Raw genomic sequence first — 20,945 nt, forward strand, 5'->3', positions numbered from 1 at the left:
CGAGATGCTGCAGTGGCCGGCGTGGTTGTTCGCGATCCCGCTGCCGTGGCTGGTGGCGCGTCTCGTCCCGCCGCCGCGCAGCGATGGTGCGGCGTTGCGGATGCCCGCGCCCGAGCGGCTGCGCGAAATCGTCGGCCCGGCGATCGCACGCGGCGCGCGGCGTGGCGTCGGCATTCTTGCGGGAATCGCATGGATCCTGCTCTGCGTGGCCGCGGCGCGACCGCAGGAACTCGGCCCACCGGTACAGCCACCGGCGAAGGGACGCGACCTGATGCTCGCGCTCGATCTGTCCGGCAGCATGAACGAACCGGACATGGAGCTCGGCGGCAACGTCGTCGATCGCCTCACTGCGGCGAAGGCGGTGTTGTCGGACTTCATCGATCGCCGCGCGGGCGATCGCCTCAGCCTGCTCGTCTTCGGGCGCCAGGCACACGTGCTTACGCCGTTCACGCTCGATCGCGAGACCGTGCGCGACCAGCTCGCCGACAGTGTGGTCGGGCTTGCCGGGCAGGAGACCGCGATCGGCGACGCGATCGGCCTTGCGACACGGCGACTGCGCGACCAACCCGCGGGCGAACGCGTGCTCGTGCTGCTGACGGACGGCGTGAACACGGCGGGCATGCTCGATCCACGCAAGGCGGCACGCATCGCAGCCGATGCAGGCGTTCGCATTCACACCGTGGCGTTCGGTGGCGAAGGCGGCCTGTCGCTGTTCGGGTTCCGGATTCCCGCACCGGGCGGTGACGACGAGATCGACGAAGCGGCGTTGCGCGACATCGCGGGCACCACCGGTGGACGCTTCTTCCGTGCACGTGACACGCGCCAGCTGGCCGGCATCTACGCCGAGATCGATCGGCTCGAGCCCATCGCGCAACCGGGGCGCGCGGTACGTCCGCACATCGAGCGCTACATGTGGCCGCTCGCCGCTGCGTTCGTGTTCGCGCTGCTCGCCGCGCTGCAGTGGAGGCGCACATGATCGCGATCGGTCCCGTCAATCTGCTCCGTCCCGAGTGGCTGTACGCGCTGCTCGCGCTGCCGCTGCCGTGGTGGTGGCTGCGACGTCGGCGCGCGGATGGCGCCGCGTGGCGACGCGCGGTCGATCCGCATCTGCTGCCGCATCTGCTCGTCCCGGGTCGCACTGCGACCCACCGTATCGTTGCGTGGCTGGCCGCGATCGCATACGTGCTGCTGGTGGTCGCGCTCGCAGGCCCCGCATGGCGTCAGGTCGAGATGCCGGAGTGGCAGTCGCGCGAACCGCTGGCGATCGCAGTCGATCTGTCGAGCGCAACGGCGGCGACGGACATGCCACCGACACGCCTCGCGCAGATGCGCGCACGGCTGACGCGCCTGCTGCAGTCACCACGCAGCGGGCCGATCGCGCTGGTCGCGTTCGCGGACGACGCGTTCACGGTCGCGCCGTTGACGGACGACGCCGCGAACGTCGCCTTGTTCGTCGATGCGCTGGAACCTTCGGTGATGCCGGTCGATGGGCAGTCGCCGGCGCGCGCGATCGCGCAGTCGCGCGAACTCATCGAGCGCGCCGGATTTCCGCGAGGCCGCATCGTTCTCGTCACCGACCACGCCGACAGCGCGTCGCAACGTGCCGCCCGCGATGCACGCGCCGCCGGGATCACGGTGTCGGCGCTGGGGCTGGGCAGTGCCAGCGGCGCGAACGTGCGGACGCCGGGGGGTGCGAGCATCCATGTGCAGCTCGACGAAGGCTCGCTGCGCGACCTCGCCCGCAGCGGAGGCGGCGAGTACGCACGGCTGGCGCTGGATGGCAGTGATGACGCGGTGTTCGCGACGGGCGAAGGTGTCGCCCGCCGCGCGCGCGAGGGCGGGCGCGCATGGGCCGACGAAGGTTTCCGACTGGTGCCGCTGGTAATGCTGCTCGCACTGATCGTCGTCGCGCGACGACCGCGCGCAGCCGCGTTGCTGCTCGCCGTCGTGCTGCTGCCGCGGCCGTCGCTCGCCGCCGATCTCTTTTTCCGTCCGGACCAGCGCGCCTGGCACAACGTCGACCGCGGCGTGGAGGCGTACCGACGTGGCAAATTCGATGCAGCGGCGGCCGACTTCGCCAAGGCCGACACGGCGGACGCGCATTACAACCGTGGCAATGCACTCGCGAAGGCCGGGCATCTCGAAGAGGCGGTGTCGGCCTACGACGAAGCGCTGCGCCGACAGCGCGGCATGCCCGATGCAGTCGCCAATCGCGCGGCGGTGCTGAAGGCCTTGAAGCAGCCGCCACCGAAGGGCGGCCAGCAACAGCAGGCGGGGCAGAAGGGCGGTGCGTCGTCGCAGTCGCAACAGCCGCGCAACTGCGCACCCGGCGATGCGGCGTGCAAGGGACAGTCCTCGTCGAAGACGCCGTCGAACGGATCACCGCAGAAGCAGAACGCGGCGTCGCCGCCGAAGCCTGCCGATGCGACGCGCCAGGCGCAGGCCGACGCGGCGCAGCGCCAGCGCATGCAGCAGGCGCTGCAGCAGGCGAAGGCGAACGGCGAGAAGACGCCGGAGAAGTCGCTGACACCGCAGCAACGCGAGCGTCGCATGTCCGACGAGGCCGCGTTGATGCGCGTGCCCGACGAGCCCGGCAATCTTCTGCGCGAGAAGTTTCGGCTCGAACACGAGCGTCGTCAGCTCGGGGGCGGACGATGAATCGCATCCTCCACGCGCTGTTCGCGATCGTCCTGCTCGCGCTTGCAGGTTCCGTGAGTGCCGAAACGCGCGCATGGCTCGATCGCGATCGCATCGCGCTCGGCGAGGCCACGACGCTCAACGTCGAAACCGATGCGAACGCGGCGCCCGATTACGCGCCGCTGCTGCGCGACTTCGATCTCAGCGGGCAGGCGAGCCAGCAGCAGGTGCAGTGGGTCAACGGGCAGCTCAGTCGACGCAGTCTCTACGCCGTCGCATTGCGCCCGCGGCGCGATGGCCTGCTCGGCATTCCGGCATTGCGCGTGGGCGGGCAGGCCACCGCGCCGCTCACGTTGCTGGTGACGCAGGCGCCGACCTCGACGGCGGCATCGGGCAATGCCGACGTCTTCATCGAAAGCGAAGCGGACTCGCAGGACCCGTACGTGCAACAGTCGGTCGGCTGGGTCGTGCGTCTGTATTCGGCGATTCCGCTGATCGCCGGGCAACTCGATCAGCCGGAACCCGCGGGCGCGAGCCTGCAACGCGTCGGTGATGACGTGCAGTACCGGCGCACGGTCGGCGGTCGCTCGTACGTGGTGACGGAACGCCGCTTCATGCTGGTGCCGGAGCGTAGCGGCGAACTCGTTGTTCCGCCCGCGCGATTCGAAGGGCGCGGCACCGGCAATGCGCTCGACCAGTTCTTCGGCGACGGCCAGACCGCGCTGAACGCCGTCGCGCGTCCGCGCATCCTCCACGTGCGACCGATTCCCGCGAACGCGCCGACGCCGTGGCTGCCGCTGCGCGGGCTGACGATGCGCTACGTCGAACTGCCGACGACCGCGCGCGTCGGTGCCGCGGCGAACGTCGTCGTCGAAGTGGAGGCGGATGGCGCCGGCGCCGCGCAGTTGCCGGACCTGCGCATCGGCGCGGCGGGCAGCGCGCAGGTATTTCCCGAACGTGCGCAGTCGGACGAGTCCATGGTCGATGGGCGTCCGCACGTGCGCGAGCAGCGACGTTTCTCGATCGTGCCGACGCGCGAAGGGCGGCTCGTCGTGCCCGGCCCGCGCATCGACTGGTGGGACAGCCGCGCCGGCGAAGCGCGATCGACGCAGCTGCCGCCCATCACGCTGCAGGTCGCACCCGGTGCAGTCGCGCCGCACGATGCGCCGTCGACCACGGCGTCGCCATCCGGCGTGCCGTCGGGACGGGCATTCGATCGTCGATGGGTGCTGATCGGCATCGCTGGCATTGCCGTGGCGCTGCTGGTCGTCGGCCTTGCGTGGCGGTCCGCGTCGATGCGCAGGCGCGAACTCGCGGCGAGCGCATCCGCTGAAATGTCGACGGGTGCTGTGTCGCCGCTGTCTCCGGGCCAGCCAGGTACATCCTCCGCGCCCGGCGCCAATTCACCACTCGAGCCGCAGCGCCCGGCGTCGTCTGTCGCGACATCCGGATTGCCCAGCCTGTCGCGCGCACTCGAGCTGGGTGACCTCGCCGACATCGAGGCCGTGCTGCGCCAGCTCGCCGGCAATGACGCGCCCGATCTGGATGCCGTCGCCGCGCGCCTGGATGACGCGACGCAGCGCGACGCGGTGCTGCACCTGCGTCGCGCGCGCTGGGGCGGTGGCGATCCCGCCGAAGCGCGCGCGCGGCTACGCAGCGCCTTTGCGACCGGGCCGTGCTGGCACACCGCGCAGGCCCCCGCGCGCGACGTCCTGCCTCCCCTGTATCCGCGGACCTGACGACGGTGATCGACGGGCGGGCGCGACGCTTTGTTAAGCTCGCACCGCTTCGACGGAGACCACCATGCACGCAACGACTTCCGCCCCTCGGCGCGGCCTTCCCCTGCACGTCAAGGTGCTGCTGGGTTTCGTGCTGGGCGCCGTCATCGGCCTCGTCGTGCACGCCACGATGCCGGACGCTGCTTGGGTCGAACACCTGACGACGTACCTGCTGAAGCCGTTCGGCCAGATCTTCCTCAACCTGCTGTTCATGCTGGTCGTCCCGCTGATGTTCTCGGCGCTGGTGCTCGGCGTTGCGGAACTGGGCGACATCGCGAGCCTCGGCCGGCTCGGCTGGCGCACGCTGATCTACACCGGCGTGGTGACGGGCGCAGCGGTCGCGATCGGCCTGGTCTGCGTCAACCTGCTGCAGCCCGGCACGCACATGTCGCCGGAGCTGATCCAGAGGGCGATGAGCAGCAATCTCGCCAAAGCCAGCGAGATCGCGACGCAGGGCAACCAGCTCAACATCATGGATCTGCTGGTCAACATCGTGCCGCACAACATCGTCAGTGCGATGGGCGATGACAAGCAGAAGCTCGGCATCGTGTTCTTCGCGCTGATGTTCGGCATCGGCCTGGTGATGCGTCCGACACCGGGCACCGAAGCCTTCAAGAACGCGCTGCACGGCCTGTTCGAGATCTGCATGCATCTCATCGGCATGTTCATCAAGCTCGCGCCGTACGCGGTGTTCTGCTTCATGTTCATGCTGTGCGCCAAGCTCGGCCTCGACGTGCTGCTCAGCCTCGGCTGGTTCGTCATCACCGTGCTGTTGGCGATCTTCATCCATGGCTTCGTGGTGATCCCGCTGTGGGTGCGCTTCATGGGCGGCATGTCGCCGATCGCGTTCTTCCGCGGTTCGCAGGAAGCCACGCTCACCGCGTTCGCCACCGCATCGTCGAGTGCGACGCTGCCGGTGACCTTGCGCGTCGCCGAGGAAAACCTGCGCCTGCCGCGCAAGGTCTCGCGCTTCGTACTGACGGTGGGCGCATCGGCCAACCACCACGGCACGGCGCTGTTCGAAGGCATCACCGTGCTGTTCCTGGCGCAGGTCTATGGCCTGCACCTGGGCATCGGTCATCAGCTGATGGTGCTGGTGTTGTGCATCCTCGGTGGTATCGGCACGGCGGGCATTCCGTCGGGCTCGCTGCCGGTGATCGCGATGATCTGCGGCATCGTCGGCCTGCCGGCCGAAGGCATCGGCATCATCCTCGGCGTCAACACGTTCCTCGACATGTGCCGCACCGCGCTCAACGTGACCGGCGATCTCGCCACCGCGGTCGTCGTCTCGCACCGCAGCGGCCACACCGACGTGCCGGAAGCGCTGCCGAGCGAAGGCGGCGTCGGCCACTAGGCGAGCGGCCGGGCAGGGCGCGGCTTGGGATGGGAGAATAGCGGGCTCCGCCGCCCGCTCCGGTGACCCCGGATTCCCCGCCCGATGACCACGCCGACCCGCCGCGACCTCGCCAACGCCGTCCGTTTCCTCGCCATCGACGCGGTTCAGGCCGCCAATTCCGGTCATCCGGGCATGCCGATGGGCATGGCCGACATCGCGGAAGTTCTCTGGAACGACTACCTGAGCCACAACCCGGAGAACCCGGGCTGGTTCAACCGCGACCGTTTCATCCTGTCGAACGGCCACGGCTCGATGCTGCAGTACGCGCTGCTGCACCTGACGGGTTACGACCTGTCGATCGACGACCTGCGCAACTTCCGCCAGCTCGAATCGAAGACGCCGGGCCACCCCGAGAACTTCATGACGCCGGGCGTCGAGACCACGACCGGTCCGCTCGGCCAGGGCTTCGCGAATGCCGTCGGCCTCGCGCTCGCGGAGAAGCTGCTCGCGCAGCGCTTCAATCGCGACGGGCACCAGATCGTCGACCACCGCACTTGGGTGTTCATGGGCGACGGCTGCCTGATGGAAGGCATCTCGCATGAAGCGGCGTCGCTCGCCGGTACTTGGGGCCTGCACAAGCTCGTGGCGTTCTGGGACGACAACCACATCAGCATCGACGGCAACACCGACGGCTGGTTCACCGACGACACGCCCAAGCGCTTCGAGGCCTACGGCTGGAATGTGGTGCGCGGCGTCGACGGGCACGACGCGGCGTCGATCAAGAACGCGATCGAGCAGGCGCTGAAGTCGAATGACAAGCCGACGCTGATCTGCTGCCGCACCACGATCGGCTTCGGTTCGCCGGCGAAGGCGGGCAAGGAGTCGAGCCACGGTGCGCCGCTCGGGAAGGACGAGATCGTCGCTACGCGCGCGGCACTCGGCTGGACGGCGGGCGACTTCGAAGTGCCGCAGGCGATCGCCGACGCCTGGCGTGCGAACGGCAAGGGCCTTGCGCGTGAGGCGCAGTGGCAGAAGGCGTTCGACGCCTACGCCGCCGCGTTCCCGACCGAAGCCGCGGAGCTGTCGCGTCGCATTCGTTCGGAACTTCCGGCGAATTTCGTCGCCGATGCCGATGCGTACATCGCGAAGCTTCAGGCCGAAGGCCCCGTTGTCGCGTCGCGCAAGGCGTCGCAGATGGCGATCGAAACCTTCGCGCCACTGCTGCCGGAGCTCGTCGGCGGTTCCGCCGACTTGGCGCATTCGAACCTCACGCTGTGGAAGGGTTCGAAGTCGGTCGCGACCGACGACCCGAACGCCAACTACATCTATTTCGGTGTGCGCGAATTCGGCATGTCGGCGATCTGCAACGGCCTGGAGCTGCATAGCGGCTTCATCCCGTACGACGCCACGTTCCTCGTCTTCAGCGACTACGCGCGCAACGCGGTGCGCATGTCGGCGCTCATGGGCGCGCATGTCATCCACGTCTATACGCACGACTCGATCGGCCTCGGCGAGGACGGCCCGACGCACCAGCCGATCGAGCACCTCGCCTCGCTGCGCTACATTCCGCACAACGACGTCTGGCGTCCCTGCGATGCGGTGGAATCGGCGGCGGCGTGGAAGCACGCGATCGTCCGCAACGACGGCCCGAGCTGCCTCGTGTTCTCGCGTCAGAACCTGCCGCACCAGCAGCGCACCGCGCAGCAGGTCGCCGACATCGAGCGTGGCGGCTACGTGCTCAAGGATTCGGTCGGCACGCCGGAGCTGATCCTGATCGCGACCGGTTCGGAAGTCGGTCTCGCTATGCAGGCCGCGGAACAGCTCGGCGACACGGTACGCGTCGTGTCGATGCCGTGCACGGACATCTTCGATCGCCAGTCGCCGGAGTACCGCGAGTCGGTGCTGCCGAACGCCGTGCGTCGTCGCGTCGCGATCGAAGCCGGCACGGCCGATTTCTGGAGCAAGTACGTCGGCCTCGACGGTGTGGTGATCGGCATGCACGGCTTCGGCGCCAGCGCGCCGGCCGAGAAGCTGTTCCCGCATTTCGGATTCACCGTCGATGCGGTGGTCGAGGCGGCGCGCGCGCTGCGTTGATTGCTGCAAACAGCGTGCGGGCGTCAATCGGCACGTCGCAAACGAAAACGGCGCCTTGATGGCGCCGTTTTTTCATAGGCCAGGCCTCAGGCCGGTGCGACGCGATCCAGCAGGAACGACGCCGGCGTCGAACGGCCGATGTGATAGCCCTGCGCACGATCGCAGCCGAGGGCGCGCAGCACTTCCAGCGTCTCCGCGTCCTCGACGCCTTCCGCAACGACCTGCAGGTCGAGCTGATGGCCGAGGTCGATGATCGCGCGCACGACGCGCGCGGAGCGCAGGTCGTGGCGCATGTCGGCGACGAAGCTGCGGTCGATCTTGAGTTCGGTCGCCGGCAGCTGCTTGAGATAGGCCAGCGACGAATAGCCGGCGCCGAAGTCGTCGATCGAGATCGCGAGGCCGGCGTCGCGCAGCGTGTGCAGCATGGCGATGCTGGTCAGCGGATCTTCCATCAGCGCGCTTTCGGTGACTTCGAGTGTCACCGCGTCGGGCGGCATGTCCCAGACCGCGAGCGCGCCGGTGATCTGCTGCACCAGGTCGCGTTGGCCGAACACGCGCGGCGAGATGTTCACCGAGAAGCGAAGCCGCTGTTCGCTCGAGCGGATCGCGGCGGCATGACGGAACGTTGCGTTGAGGCTCCAGCGGGTCAGCTCGGCGATGAGGCCGGTGTCCTCGGCAAGGCGAATGAACACGTCGGGGCGGATCGGGCCGCCGTCGGGATCGTGCCAGCGTGCGAGCGACTCGTAACCGCAGACCGCATTGCGGCGCAGGTCGAGGATGGGCTCGAAGTGCGCTTCGAGACGGTTCGTGCGCAACGCATCATGCAGCCACTCGTAGGGCACCATCGCGCGCTCGGTGCCCGGGCTGTAGAGCGCGCACCGCTCACTCAGGCGCTTGGCATCGCGCAAGGCGATCTCGGCACGGCGCAGCAGTGTCGTGGCGTCGTTTCCGTGTTCCGGAAACAGGGCGACACCCACCGCGACTGGCGTCATCACCGCATGCTGCGCGAACAGCAGTGGCGTCTCGAACGCACGCACGGCGCGCGTCGCCGCGAGCATCGCGTGGCCGGGATTCATCAGCCCCGGCAGCAGCACGATGAATTCGTTCTCGGCGACCTGGTCGAGTTCGTCCTGCGGTCGCAGCAGTTCGCGGATGCGCTCGCAAGCCGCGCGACCGACGGCGTCGCTGGCCTCGTAACCGTGCACGAGGCGGAATTCCTGCAGGCGCTGCACGCGAACCAGCATCACCGCGAACGACGACGCGCCGGCTTCGATGCGCGCGTTGAGCCGATGGGACAGCTCCGCGCGGTTCAAAGATAAAGTTCCTTGACGTCGATGCCGGCGTGGTGATCGGCGAGCGGACGACGGATTTCGATCGCGCTGTCGGCCGACAGCAGATCCAGCGTCCGGAAGCCGGATAGCAGCCTGCCGTCCGGATCGGTCAGCACCAGCACGCGCGGCCGCAGTCGGCGTGCGGCGTTCTGCGACATGATCGCGACGATCTCGCCGGTGTTGAGTTCCGCGAGTGATCCTGTGGGATACACGCCCAGGCAGCTGATGAACTGCTCGACGAGTTCCGGGTAATAGCGCGTCACGCGATCGCGGTAGAGGTCCTGCAGCGCGATGTGGCGCGCCATGGCGGGCGCGTGCGGACGGTCACTGGTCATCGCGTCGAAGCTGTCCACGATCGCGGCGATGCGCGCATGCAGCGGAATGTCGCCGCCCGAACGACGCGCGGGATAACCGGTGCCGTCGGCGCGCTCGTGGTGGCCGCGCACCATCTCGATGACGGTGGCGCTGAAGCGGTCGTCCTGCAGCATCTGCGTGCCGAGTTCGACATGGCGACGCACGCGTGCCATCGACAACGGATCGAGGGGGCCTTCGCGCTCGAGCAGCGGCTGCGGCACCTGTGTCTTTCCGATGTCCATCAGCATCGCGCCGGTCGCGAGTTCGACCAGGTAGTCCTCGGGCAGACCGAGGTGGCGCCCGAACGCGGCGGCGAGCATCGCGCAGTTGAGGGCATGCGAATACGCGTAACCGTCGTGACGGCGAAGCGCGTTGAGCCAGAACATGGCATCCGCATTGCGCAGCACGCTGGCGACGACGGGGCGTGCCGCGGCGTGCGCGACCTCGGGCTCGATGGGCTTGCCCGACTGCGCCTGTTCGACCAGCTCGCTGATGGTGGTGGCGGTGTTCTCGAGCGCCTCGCGCGCGCGCGGCACCTCGTGTTCGAAATCGACGGTGTCGCGGTAGGTCGCGCTGCCGAGGCGCGGGTCACGCGTCGGCGCAGGCGTACTGACGGAGGCGCCGTTGGGCGTGATGTCGCGGTCGGTCGTCATCTGGCTGGCGGCGCTGGACAGCGCGCTCATTCCGGAAAAGCTGCGCGCATAGCCGCGCTGGGTGAGCTCGACGTCGATCCAGACGCGGCGACAGTAGTTGCGCAGTGTTTCGATCTGCGACAACTCGTGGACATAGAAGCCCTGCAGCGGGAAGGGCGTTTCGGTCCACGGGCGATCGAGCCGGCACACGAACATGCCGAGCCGTACCTGGTCCGCTTCGATCTCGCGCTCTTCGATCTGCATGCGCCCCCGTCGACCGTCCTCCGGGGACGTCGATCCCCCAAGAGTAAACCGCCGCAGGGCACTGGCAAGCATTCGAACCGCCGGACGGCGTGCGACCCATGCGGGCAGCGTGCGATGCCGACCGGGCGCGTCAGCAACCGCCGTGGGACGTCAGCCTTACGGGGCGAGCGCGGCGTTGAGCACTTGGGCGAGGTGCGTGCCGCCACGGCGCAGCTGTTCGTCGATCAGCGGTGTAAACGTCGCCGCGTAGGCAGCGTCGATCTGCGTGCCCGACGGATACACGCCGGGTCGCGTGGCGATGCGGCACGACGTCTGCGCCCATGCCGGTGAATCCGGCGGAAGCACGTGCGTCGGAATGTCAACCACCAGCGGAAGCGCGCGCAGCTTGGCGAGATAGGCCGCTTCGTCGAGGCCGGTCAGCTCGATCAGGCCGCTGTCCCACAGTGAATGCAGGTTGCTGCCCTTTTCGCCGCCGTCGGCGGTCGGGATGCGCACCTGCACCGTGTTGCCGCCCTTGTCGCGTGCGAATGCCGCATGCAGGGGCTGGTGCACGTCGCCGATGAAATGCACGACGAACTTGAGCGCCTGACGACGCGCGTCGATGGACTGCGAGTGGTCGGCAAGGATCTTGGTCTGCGCGCGGATGGCTTCGATCACGCAGTCGCCGTTCGGGCAGTCGCGCGGGGGCTCGTAAGTTCCGCAGCCGTTCTCCGCGATGTCCGCGTAGTGCCACTTCGCGCTGCGCTTGCCGAGATCCGGATCGTTCGCGCGCAGAGCGTCCGCCCAGTTGGCGATTCCGGCGAGCGTCGGTTCGGCCTCGCCCTTGAGCAGGACGTCGACTTCGTGACGCGCGGCGGGCGTGAGTTCGTCCGCAGCGAGGTCGGCGACGAGGCGGTGTCCCATCGCGCCCCAGGCGAAGGCGGGCGAGGCGATGGCGCAGAGCAGGGCGGAAGCGAGGAGGCGTCGGATCATCGCGGAATGGTACGTGACAAGCCCCGCGCGGACGGGCACCGCCTGATGGGCCGTTCAGCCGCCCTGCTAGAATGCGCGACTGTTTCCCGGCCGTTTCGGGCCCCGCAGGAGCTCTCCATGACGATCAAGGTAGGCATCAACGGCTTCGGCCGCATCGGTCGCAACGTGCTGCGTGCAGCCGTGCAGAACTTCGGCGACGACATCCAGATCGTCGGCATCAACGACCTGCTCGAGCCCGACTACCTCGCCTACATGCTGCGCTACGACTCCGTGCACGGCCGCTTCAAGGGCGACGTGTCGGTCGAGGACGGCGCGCTGGTCGTCAACGGCAAGAAGATCCGCCTGACCCAGGAACGCGATCCGGCCAACCTCAAGTGGAACGAGATCGGCGCCGACGTCGTCATCGAATCCACCGGCCTGTTCCTCGACAAGTCCACCGCCCAGAAGCATCTCGATGCCGGTGCGAAGAAGGTGATCCTGTCGGCGCCGTCGAAGGACGACACGCCGATGTTCGTCTACGGCGTCAACGAGCGCCGTTACGCGGGCGAGGCGATCATCTCGAACGCGTCCTGCACCACGAACTGCCTCGCGCCGCTGGCCAAGGTGCTGAACGACAAGTGGGGCATCAAGCGCGGCCTGATGACCACAGTGCACGCCGCGACGGCGACGCAGAAGACGGTCGACGGCCCGTCGAACAAGGACTGGCGCGGCGGCCGCGGCATCCTCGAGAACATCATCCCGTCGAGCACGGGCGCGGCGAAGGCCGTCGGTGTCGTGATTCCAGAGCTCAACAAGAAGCTCACCGGCATGAGCTTCCGCGTGCCGACGTCGGACGTGTCGGTGGTCGACCTCACGGTCGAACTCGAGAAGAACGCCACCTACGCCGAAATCTGCGCGGAAATGAAGGCGCAGTCCGAAGGCGCCCTCAAGGGCGTGCTCGGGTACACCGAAGACAAGGTCGTCGCCACCGACTTCCGCGGCGACGCACGCACGTCGATCTTCGACGCCGAAGCCGGCATCGCGCTCGACCCGACCTTCGTCAAGCTCGTCGCGTGGTACGACAACGAGTGGGGCTACTCGAACAAGTGCCTCGAGATGGTGCGCGTGGTCGCGAGGTAAGCCGTCGCGAAGTACAGTCAACGGACCCCGCGGAAGCGGGGTTCGTCGTTTATGGGGTCGGACTAATCCCACGCGACGCCGGGCGATCCTGCCGTGGCGCGACCGGTGTCTCGCTTGCGATACTGCCGCGGCGCACCCCGCGCCATCGGGGACCCACAAGGAGATTGCATGTCACGCAAGACGCTCGCCGCCTGCATGGTGGCGCTGATGGCCCTGTCGGCCGTCGCCACGGCCGAAGCCAAGAAGAAGGACGCGGACGAACCGCCGAGCCGCGAAGTCAAGGGACGCCACGATGTCGAGGGCGAGATCGTCGGCAACGAGATTCCGGGCAGCCCGTTCACGAAGCTTGAAATCGGCATGTCGATGAAGCAGGCGAACGACGTCCTCGGCGACAAGACGACGCACGGCGCCGACTGCGGCGAGTACATGACCGGCAAGTCGTTCATCCCGTTCCATTTCGGCGGCGACAAGGTCCGCACGGAATGCGCGATCAAGGGCCTGGGTCGCCTGGTCTTCACCAACCAGTCCGATTTCGACGGTCAGAAGGTGCTGATCAAGATCGAGTACGACGCGGCGGAAGACGGCTACCGCGAGTAATCGCCGCCGTTGCGCCAAGCGAAGCCCCGCCCGTGCGGGGCTTCGTCGTTCCGGGACGGCCGTTTTCCGCGGCGGCGCCGACCGGCGACAATGACGGACTGCGCATCCGCGCCGTCGCCACTCCCGGGAGCCTCCATGTCCATCCTCCGCATGTCCGACCTCGACCTCGCCGGCAAGCGCGTGCTGATCCGAGAAGATCTGAACGTGCCGATCGCCGACCGTCGCATCACGTCCGAGCAGCGCATCATCGCCGCGCTGCCGACGCTGCGCATGGCGCTGGAGAAGGGCGCGGCGGTGATGGTGATGTCACATCTCGGCAGGCCGAAGGAGGGCGTGTTCAGCGAGGGCGATTCGCTCGCGCCTGTCGCCCAGCGCGTGTCCGAACTGCTCGGCGTCGAGGTGCCGCTGGTGCGCGACTGGACCGGCGGCGTCGATGTGCAGCCCGGCCAGATCGTGATGCTCGAGAACTGCCGCATGAACGTCGGCGAGGGCAAGGACGACGAGGCGTTGTCGAAGGCGTACGCGGCGCTGTGCGACGTGTTCGTCATGGACGCCTTCGGTACCGCGCACCGCGCGCAGGCATCGACCCACGGCGTGATCCGCCAGGCGAAGGTCGCGTGTGGCGGCCCGCTGCTGATGGCCGAACTCGATGCGCTGGCGAAGGCGCTGCAGGAACCGGCGCGCCCGTTGCTGGCGATCGTCGCGGGTTCGAAGGTGTCGACCAAGCTCGAACTGCTGGGCAACCTCGTCTCGCGCGTCGACCAGCTGATCGTCGGCGGCGGCATCGCGAACACCTTCATCGCGGCGATGGGCCATGGCGTCGGCAAGTCGCTGGTCGAGCGCGACCTCATCGACACCGCGAAGGCGATCATGGCGCAGGCCAAGGCGCGGGGCGCCGAAATCCCGATGCCGGTCGACGTCGTCGTGGCGCCGGAATTCAATGCGAATGCACCGGCAACGGTGAAGACGGTCGACGCGGTCGGCGATGACGACATGATCCTCGACATCGGCCCGAAGACCGCAGCGCTCTACGCCGAACTGATCCGCAATGCCGGCACCGTGGTGTGGAACGGCCCGGTCGGCGTGTTCGAGTTCGACGCGTTCGGCAAGGGCACCGAAGCCCTCGCGCGCGCGATCGCGTCGAGCAAGGCCTTTTCGATCGCCGGCGGTGGCGACACGCTCGCGGCGGTCGACAAGTACGGCATCGCCGACGACGTCAGCTACATCTCCACCGGCGGCGGCGCGTTCCTCGAATTCCTGGAAGGCAAGACGCTGCCGGCCGTGGCTGCGCTCGAAGCGCGCGCCGCCTGACATGGCGACGCTGTTCTTCGACCTCGACGGCACGCTGATCGACTCGGCCGTCGGCATCACCCGCTGCGCGGCGCACGCATTCGAGCGGCTCGGCGAGCCCGTGCCGGACGACGCAACGCTGCGCAGCTGGATCGGCCCGCCGTTGCGCGTCAGTTTCGCGCCGTTGCTGAAGGATGATGCGCGCGTCGAGCAGGCCGTCGAGCACTACCGCGAGCGGTACGAGACGCACGGCTGGGCCGAGCACACGATCTACGACGGCATCGCTGAGGCGATCGAAGCGCTGTACGCCGCCGGGCATCGCCTCGCGGTCGTCACCGCCAAGAACGAACCGCATGCACGCAAGATCATTGCGAGCCTGCCGTTCGGCCATCGCTTCGTGGATGTCATCGGCGCGACGCTCGATGGGCGGCTCAGCCACAAGCCCGAACTGATCGCCGAAGCGCTGGACCGCCTCGGCGCCGACGCCCGCGACTGCACCATGATCGGCGACCGCCGCATGGACATGGAGGGTGCGGTGCACCACGCCATGCGGGGCATCGGCGTGCTGTGGGGATTCGGGAGCGAGGAGGAATTGCGGAAGGCGGGCGCCGACATCGTGGTTGCGCGCCCCAGCGGATTGGCGGAAGTCGCCGCATAATTCCCCCTGGGGACGGCGCCGTTCGGCACCGTGCAGGGCAGGGGAATTCGATGCGCAAGTGGATGGGAGCGGCGCTGCTGGCGTCGCTGGCGGTAGCGGTGCACGCGGAAGAGCATGTGCGCGGGCAGTACCGATTCTCGACGGCGCCCGCACCGGCGTTCGTACGGGTCGGCGACGTGCGATCGGCATGGCCGGCGCGGACGCCCGGAGCGGACGACGGACGTTGGCGGTTCTGGATGTACGACCGTCAGATCGACCATCGCGCTGGCGCTGAGCGCGCCTACACCGATACCGTGTACGAGCCGTTGTCCGCCTCGATGCTGGGCGAGGCGGGTCGATTCCAGATCGACTTCAACCCCGAGTACCAGACGCTGACGATCCACCGGGTCGAACTGCGCCGGGATGGGCATTGGTCGTCACGCCTGGATCCGGCGCGCATTTCGCTCGCACGCCGGGAAGGCGAATTCGAGAAGGACCTCGCCGACGGCGGCGTGACCGCGCTCATCGTGCTCGACGACGTCCGCGTGGGCGACGAAGTGCGCATCGCCTATACGGTGGATGGCCGGAATCCGGTGCTCGCGGACCAGGACACCGACTGGTTCTACGCCGCCTACAGCAGCCCGATCCTCGATCTGCGCAGCCGCATGCTGTTCGATGCCGGCACGCGTCTGACCGTGCATCGCGAGAACGGTGTGGAGGCACCGCGGATCGAAACCACGCCCGAGGGCGTCGTCGCGTCCTTCGAGAAGCATGGGATCGCCGCGATGGAGAATCCCGGCGACTACCCGCGTGGCTACCAGCCCTACCCCGCGTTCCAGATCGGCCACGAGCAATCCTGGGCGGACGTGGTCCGCTGGGCATTGCCTCTCTACCCCGAGGCGGGTAATGCGCTGCCGCCGGATCTTGAAGCGCGGATCGCCGCGTGGCGCCGGATCGACGACCCGATCGCCCGCATGACCGCGGCGCTGCGCGCCGTCCAGGACGAAGTGCGCTATTTCGGCCTGGAGATGGGCGAATCGTCCCATCGCCCGCATGCACCGGCCGACACGTGGACGCGGCATCTCGGCGACTGCAAGGACAAGGCCTATCTGCTCGCGACGATACTCGGTCGCCTGGACATCCCGGCCGTCCCAGCGCTCGTCTCCAGCAGCAACGGCGCGGCGGTGCGCGACTACGTGCCCTCGGCCGACGTCTTCGACCACGTGATCGTGCGAGCGCGCGTTGGCGCCGAAACGGTATGGCTGGATGCCACGATCGACCAGCAGGGCGGTGATCCGCGCGCGGTCGACCTCAGCGCCCTGGGTGCAGCACTTCCGATCGATCCTTCGACCATCGCAATGGACGCCGTTGCGCCACCGGCAAAGATCGCCGACGCGATCGAGTCGATCGAACGCTTCGAGCTGGCGACCGCGGGCGAGGCCGCGCGGCTCGTCGTCGAAACGACGTATCACGGTGGCGATGCGGACAATGCACGACGGCGCTTCGCGTCCGAGCGCGTCGATGAAACCGCGCGTCGCTACGCGGACTATTACGGCAAGCGCTATCGCAAGGTCGAGCCGGATGGGCCCCCGAAGATCACCGACGACCGCCAGGCGAACGTCGTCGTCGTGCGGGAGAGTTACCGGTTGCCTACACCCTTCGTGGACGCGAGCGGCAGTACGCGCGCAGTCGACCTGTATGCGGATGCACTCGACACGGCGACCGCGCTGCCGTCACGCGTCGATCGCATGGGGCCATTGCATGTCGGCGGGCGTGGTCATTACGTCCACCGCATCGAAGTCGTTGCCCCCGCGCAATGGAGTCCGCTGTTCTCCACCGACAGCATCCGTCGCACATCGGATGCCATGGAGTATTCGAGGGTGGTCGAGCGGAAGAGCGGCACGACGAGCATCGAGTACACGCTGGATACGAAGCAGCCCGACCTCGATGGGGCCCGAGTGGCCCAGCACATCGACATGTTGCGCTCGCTTCGCGACGACCTGTCGGTGCGACTCCGCTTTCAGACCCCCGCCGCACTCGACGCCAGCCAGCGCGAAGATCGGCTGAAGGCGCTGCTCCGCGACGCGATGAAGGAAGATCACCAATGAGACAGAAAATCCTTGCCGCGGCCACGCTGCTCGCGATCACCGGCCTTGCGCGGGCCGCCGCGCCGTTCGACGCCGCCGCGGCGTGGTCGGACTTCTTTGCGCACGCCAAGTACAGCGAAGTCAACGAGGCGTATCACGTGCTCGGCGCGGTGGGCTACGACGGCACCCGTGTCGATGCGGACAGCTGCCGCGACGCGGGCGACCGGCTCGACGCGGCACTGAAAGGGGCACCGGTCGGCGTCGCGCTGCACCACGCTGCGATGATGTGCGCGGAATCGCGTGGTGATACGGCACGCGCCGATCGCGAACTCGAGACGCTTGGTGCCCTCACGCGCCATGCGCTCAGCCAGACCGGTCGTGGCGCGTGGGCGCCGCCGCTTCGCATCGTGCGTCCCGAAGACGTCATGGCGTTCGTCAGCGCGGCGGGCTACGAGGAGCGCTATGCCTATTACACCGACCTCCACGTGAGGCAGGGCTACCCGCGGACGGTCGCGGTGTTCGATCCCGACAGCAAGCGCGAACGCGAACTTACCTTCGACTGGGTCGACACGCTCGCGCAGCTCGAAAGCGAGAGCAAATTCCGTGGCTACCCGGCCGATCGCTACGCCATCGCGCACGCCTTCCTCGAGGCATGGAGTGGCGAGGACGTCGCATCGGCGGACGCGCTCAGTGCGCGCGAAGCGTGGGGCAAGAGCGACGCGCGCGCCAAGCGTGATGCACTGAAAGCCGGCGCGGCGCGCGGCGGTGTGCTGGCGATGCAGGGGTGGATGGAAGTCTGTTCGACAAAGCCGTTCGCCGGTTGCGAGGACGGGCTGGTCGATGCGCTGCTGCCGATGGCCGAAAAGGGGCAGGCGCTTGCGCGCGCGGAACTCGCCCAGGCCTATCTGCATGGCGTTGGCGTCAAGAAGGACGAGGCCGCCGCGCTGGCGCTCATCGACGCAGCCGATCGCGCATCCGACAGCCTGGCCGGAACGGTGCTCGCGGCGTCGTTGATGACCGTGCACGGCGAGGCGTGGCCCGCGTGGCTTGTCGAGCGCGTCGGCAAGGCCGAACGCGGGGGTGTTCCCGCAGCACGCGCACTCGGCATCGCCCGCCGACTCGGAAGTCTGAAGGCCATGCCGGTGGGCGACGATCGCGCGTTTCTCGAGGCACCTGAAAACAACCGCACCGGGCGAGGTCTCGGTCTTCTGGCGACGATGGCGAGCACGCTGAAGTCGCCCGAAGCGGACGCACTGCGCGCACGTGCAGCCGAGGCGGGTGACCCCGAGTCCAAGCGGATCGTCGCTTTGCAGCGGATCGGTACGCCGGGCGCGGCGGACGCCTCGCTCGCGATGCTGCGCGATGCAGCGCTGGGTGGAGATGACTTCGCGGCAAGGATGATGGCCGCCCAGGACATGGCCGATGGGCGATACGAATCGGCCAGCAACTGGCTACTCGGCAGCGTGATCCATGGCGATGTGGATGCGGCCCTGTCGCTGGCATCGCTCCAGGAGCAGGACGTCCCGGGTGTCGGGACCGTCGCGGACGCGGCGTCCACCTATGAGGAACTGTCGGGCACCGTTCCGGCTGCGCGACGCGCGCTCGCTTCGCTTCTGATCGACGGGCGCGGGGTGGCCAAGGACGCGGCACGGGCACGTCGCCTGCTCCTTCAGGACGCCGAGCGGGATGACGCATCCTCACAGATGCAGCTCGCGCGCGCGTATCTGCAGGGCAGTTTCGGCCGCGAGGATGCGTCCAGCGCGGAGTCGTGGATGAAGAAGGCGGTTGCTACGGGCGATGTCGACGCCAAGGCGGCGTACGGTAGTTGGTTGCTGTCCCAGCCGGGCGCATCCGCACGCGAGCGCGGCATGGCGCTTCTACACGAGGCCGACGCGGCCGGATCGATGGCCGCGACGAACGACCTCGCGTGGCGACTCTGCGTCCATCCTGAAGCGTCGCAGCGTGATCCGAAGGCCGGCCTCGAAGCCGCCAAACGCCTCGGCGATCCGCGGCTGCTGTCGCCCGGCGTGCGGGATACGTTGGCCGCGTGTCACGCGGCGACGGGTGATTTCATCGAGGCGATACGACTGCAGGGACTCGCGCTGGACGGAATACCGTCGACAAAGGCGTTCGAAACCACACGCGTGCGCATGCAGGCGCGCCTCGATCTGTACAAGGCCGGCAAGCCGTACGTCGAGGACGACCTCAAGCAGCTTTGAAATCGATTGCCGCGCCCGCGGTCATTGCGGCGTGCTAGGTTTCGGCGATCGTTCCGCAACCAGCCGCCGCATGAGCCACACGACGCGTCGTACCAAGATCCTCGCCACCCTCGGTCCCGCCACGGATGCGCCTGGCGTGCTCGACCGCTTGCTCGAAGCGGGTGTCGACTGCGTTCGCCTGAACTTCTCGCACGGTGATCCGTCGGGGCAGGTGGCACGCGCGCAGGCGGTGCGTGAAGCAGCGGCACGCGTGGGACGCGAGATCGGCATCCTCGCCGACCTGCCGGGCCCGAAGATCCGCATCGAGAAGTTCGAGAACGATCGCGTCGAGCTCAAGGCCGGTGATCGCTTCGACCTCGTCGCGCGCAACGACGCGCCGCTCGGCAACGAGCGCGAAGTCGGTGTCAGCTATCTCGGCCTGCCGGGCGATGTCGTGCCGGGGGACGTGCTGCTGCTCGACGACGGCATGGTGCAGCTGCAGGTCGAGCGCGTCGAAGGCGAGCGCATCATCAACACGGTGCTCAACGATGGCGTGTTGTCGAATCGAAAGGGGTTGAACAAGCAAGGCGGTGGCCTGTCGCTCGGTGCGCTGACGCCCAAGGACGAAGAGCTCATCAAGGTCGCCGCCGGTATCGGCGTCGACTTCATCGCGGTGTCGTTCTGTCGCAACGCGCAGGACATGCACGACGCGCGCCGCATCGCACGCGAAGCGGGCTGCGACGCCGCGCTCGTGTCCAAGATCGAGCGCGCCGAAGCGATCGAGAACCTCGCCGAGATCGTCGACGCCAGCGACGTGGTGATGGTCGCGCGCGGTGATCTCGGCGTCGAAATCGGCGACGCCGAACTGCCGGGCCTGCAGAAGAAGATCATTCGCGAGTCGCTGCTGCGCAACAAGGTCGTGATCACCGCGACGCAGATGCTGCAGTCGATGGTGGACAGCCCGATCCCCACGCGCGCTGAAGTGCTCGATGTCGCCAACTCGGTGATCGACGGCACCGACGCGGTGATGCTGTCGCAGGAATCGGCAGCGGGTAAATATCCCCTCAAGGCGGTGCAGGCGATGGATCGCATCTGCATGGGCGCCGAGCGTCAGTTCGATCACGACACGAACTTCGAAGCGGCGCCGCGCGGCCTTGATCGTTCCGACCAGGCGATCGCGATGGCGGCGATGTTCCTGTCCGAACACATCGGCGTGCGGGCGATCGTCGCGATGACCGAATCGGGTGGCACCGCGCGCTTCCTGTCGCGCTTCCGCTCACCGGCGCCGATCATCGCGCTGTCGACCAAGGACGACGCGCGCCGTCGCATGGGCCTGATGCGCGATGTGACCGCGCTCGGTTTCGACAGCACCGGCATGTCTGCGGGCATCGCCGCGCGCGCGGCGGCGAAGATGCTCTTCGACCGCGGCCTGCTCGAGGATGGCGACCGCATCGTGTTCACCAGCGGCGAGATCATGCATCAGCACGGCGCGACCAATACCCTGCGCCTGCTGCAGATCGGGCCCGGGGGCAAGGCCGAGGGGCTCGGGGAGCTGTAGTCGGGCGCCGCTGGCGGCCTGCCGAGCGCCGCGCCGGTTCCGCCGCTGAAATCGTAGTCAG

Annotated in this window: 15 protein-coding genes; 12 read left to right on the forward strand and 3 right to left on the reverse strand. The window is 68.1% G+C overall.

Annotated features, from left to right (window positions below; all coding sequences use genetic code 11):
• Window positions 1-100: 100 nt before the first annotated feature.
• From DWG18_RS01795 to tkt, 5 genes are all read left to right on the forward strand, one after another.
• Complete coding sequence (locus DWG18_RS01795) at window positions 101-976, forward strand: VWA domain-containing protein (protein WP_343195082.1); 876 nt, start codon at window positions 101-103, stop codon at window positions 974-976.
• Window positions 973-2,658: a VWA domain-containing protein gene (locus tag DWG18_RS01800; RefSeq protein ID WP_115647982.1), complete on the forward strand. Its 1,686-nt coding sequence runs from the start codon at window positions 973-975 to the stop codon at window positions 2,656-2,658. Before DWG18_RS01795 ends, DWG18_RS01800 begins: the two co-directional genes overlap by 4 nt.
• The gene (locus DWG18_RS01805) at window positions 2,655-4,376 is read left to right on the forward strand and encodes a BatD family protein (protein ID WP_115644856.1); all 1,722 of its coding nucleotides are present in this window, start codon (window positions 2,655-2,657) and stop codon (window positions 4,374-4,376) included. The genes DWG18_RS01800 and DWG18_RS01805 overlap by 4 nt, the downstream gene beginning before the upstream one ends.
• A 64-nt stretch (window positions 4,377-4,440) precedes the next feature.
• Window positions 4,441-5,769, forward strand: coding sequence for a dicarboxylate/amino acid:cation symporter (locus DWG18_RS01810; RefSeq protein ID WP_115644858.1), 1,329 nt, complete (start codon window positions 4,441-4,443; stop codon window positions 5,767-5,769).
• A gap of 84 nt (window positions 5,770-5,853) precedes the next feature.
• Window positions 5,854-7,845 carry a transketolase gene (gene tkt, locus DWG18_RS01815; protein ID WP_115644860.1) on the forward strand — a complete coding sequence of 664 codons (1,992 nt, stop codon included), beginning with the start codon at window positions 5,854-5,856 and terminating at the stop codon, window positions 7,843-7,845.
• An 86-nt stretch (window positions 7,846-7,931) separates the two neighbouring features.
• On the opposite strand, the gene DWG18_RS01820 is transcribed toward tkt, so the two are convergent.
• The 3 genes from DWG18_RS01820 to DWG18_RS01830 form a co-directional block, all read right to left on the reverse strand.
• A complete protein-coding gene (locus tag DWG18_RS01820; RefSeq protein ID WP_115644862.1) occupies window positions 7,932-9,158 on the reverse strand; it encodes a GGDEF domain-containing phosphodiesterase in 1,227 nt (408 codons plus the stop codon).
• On the reverse strand, window positions 9,155-10,426 hold the full coding sequence (locus DWG18_RS01825) for an HD-GYP domain-containing protein (RefSeq protein ID WP_162823647.1): 1,272 nt from the start codon (window positions 10,424-10,426) through the stop codon (window positions 9,155-9,157). The genes DWG18_RS01820 and DWG18_RS01825 overlap by 4 nt, the downstream gene beginning before the upstream one ends.
• A gap of 156 nt (window positions 10,427-10,582) precedes the next feature.
• A complete protein-coding gene (locus DWG18_RS01830; protein ID WP_115644866.1) occupies window positions 10,583-11,398 on the reverse strand; it encodes a S1/P1 nuclease in 816 nt (271 codons plus the stop codon).
• 117 nt (window positions 11,399-11,515) lie between these two features.
• Here DWG18_RS01830 and gap point away from each other — a divergent pair, with 117 nt between their 5' ends.
• The 7 genes from gap (at window position 11,516) to pyk (ending at window position 20,884) form a co-directional block, all read left to right on the forward strand.
• On the forward strand, window positions 11,516-12,517 hold the full coding sequence (gene gap, locus DWG18_RS01835; protein ID WP_115644868.1) for a type I glyceraldehyde-3-phosphate dehydrogenase: 1,002 nt from the start codon (window positions 11,516-11,518) through the stop codon (window positions 12,515-12,517).
• Between the two features lie 168 nt (window positions 12,518-12,685).
• Window positions 12,686-13,114 (forward strand): hypothetical protein, encoded by a 429-nt coding sequence (locus DWG18_RS01840; protein ID WP_240318570.1) that lies wholly within the window; start codon window positions 12,686-12,688, stop codon window positions 13,112-13,114.
• Between the two features lie 135 nt (window positions 13,115-13,249).
• Window positions 13,250-14,425: a phosphoglycerate kinase gene (locus DWG18_RS01845; RefSeq protein WP_115644870.1), complete on the forward strand. Its 1,176-nt coding sequence runs from the start codon at window positions 13,250-13,252 to the stop codon at window positions 14,423-14,425.
• A 1-nt stretch (window position 14,426) separates the two neighbouring features.
• Window positions 14,427-15,062 carry an HAD hydrolase-like protein gene (locus DWG18_RS01850; protein ID WP_115644872.1) on the forward strand — a complete coding sequence of 212 codons (636 nt, stop codon included), beginning with the start codon at window positions 14,427-14,429 and terminating at the stop codon, window positions 15,060-15,062.
• A 50-nt stretch (window positions 15,063-15,112) separates the two neighbouring features.
• Window positions 15,113-17,149, forward strand: a complete 2,037-nt coding sequence (locus DWG18_RS01855) for a DUF3857 domain-containing protein (RefSeq protein WP_115644874.1) — start codon at window positions 15,113-15,115, stop codon at window positions 17,147-17,149.
• On the forward strand, window positions 17,146-19,347 hold the full coding sequence (locus tag DWG18_RS01860; protein ID WP_115644876.1) for a sel1 repeat family protein: 2,202 nt from the start codon (window positions 17,146-17,148) through the stop codon (window positions 19,345-19,347). The genes DWG18_RS01855 and DWG18_RS01860 overlap by 4 nt, the downstream gene beginning before the upstream one ends.
• A 70-nt stretch (window positions 19,348-19,417) precedes the next feature.
• The gene (pyk, locus tag DWG18_RS01865; protein ID WP_115644878.1) at window positions 19,418-20,884 is read left to right on the forward strand and encodes a pyruvate kinase; all 1,467 of its coding nucleotides are present in this window, start codon (window positions 19,418-19,420) and stop codon (window positions 20,882-20,884) included.
• Window positions 20,885-20,945: the final 61 nt, after the last annotated feature.

Source organism: Lysobacter sp. TY2-98 (assembly GCF_003367355.1).
Classification (GTDB): Bacteria; Pseudomonadota; Gammaproteobacteria; order Xanthomonadales; family Xanthomonadaceae; genus Cognatilysobacter.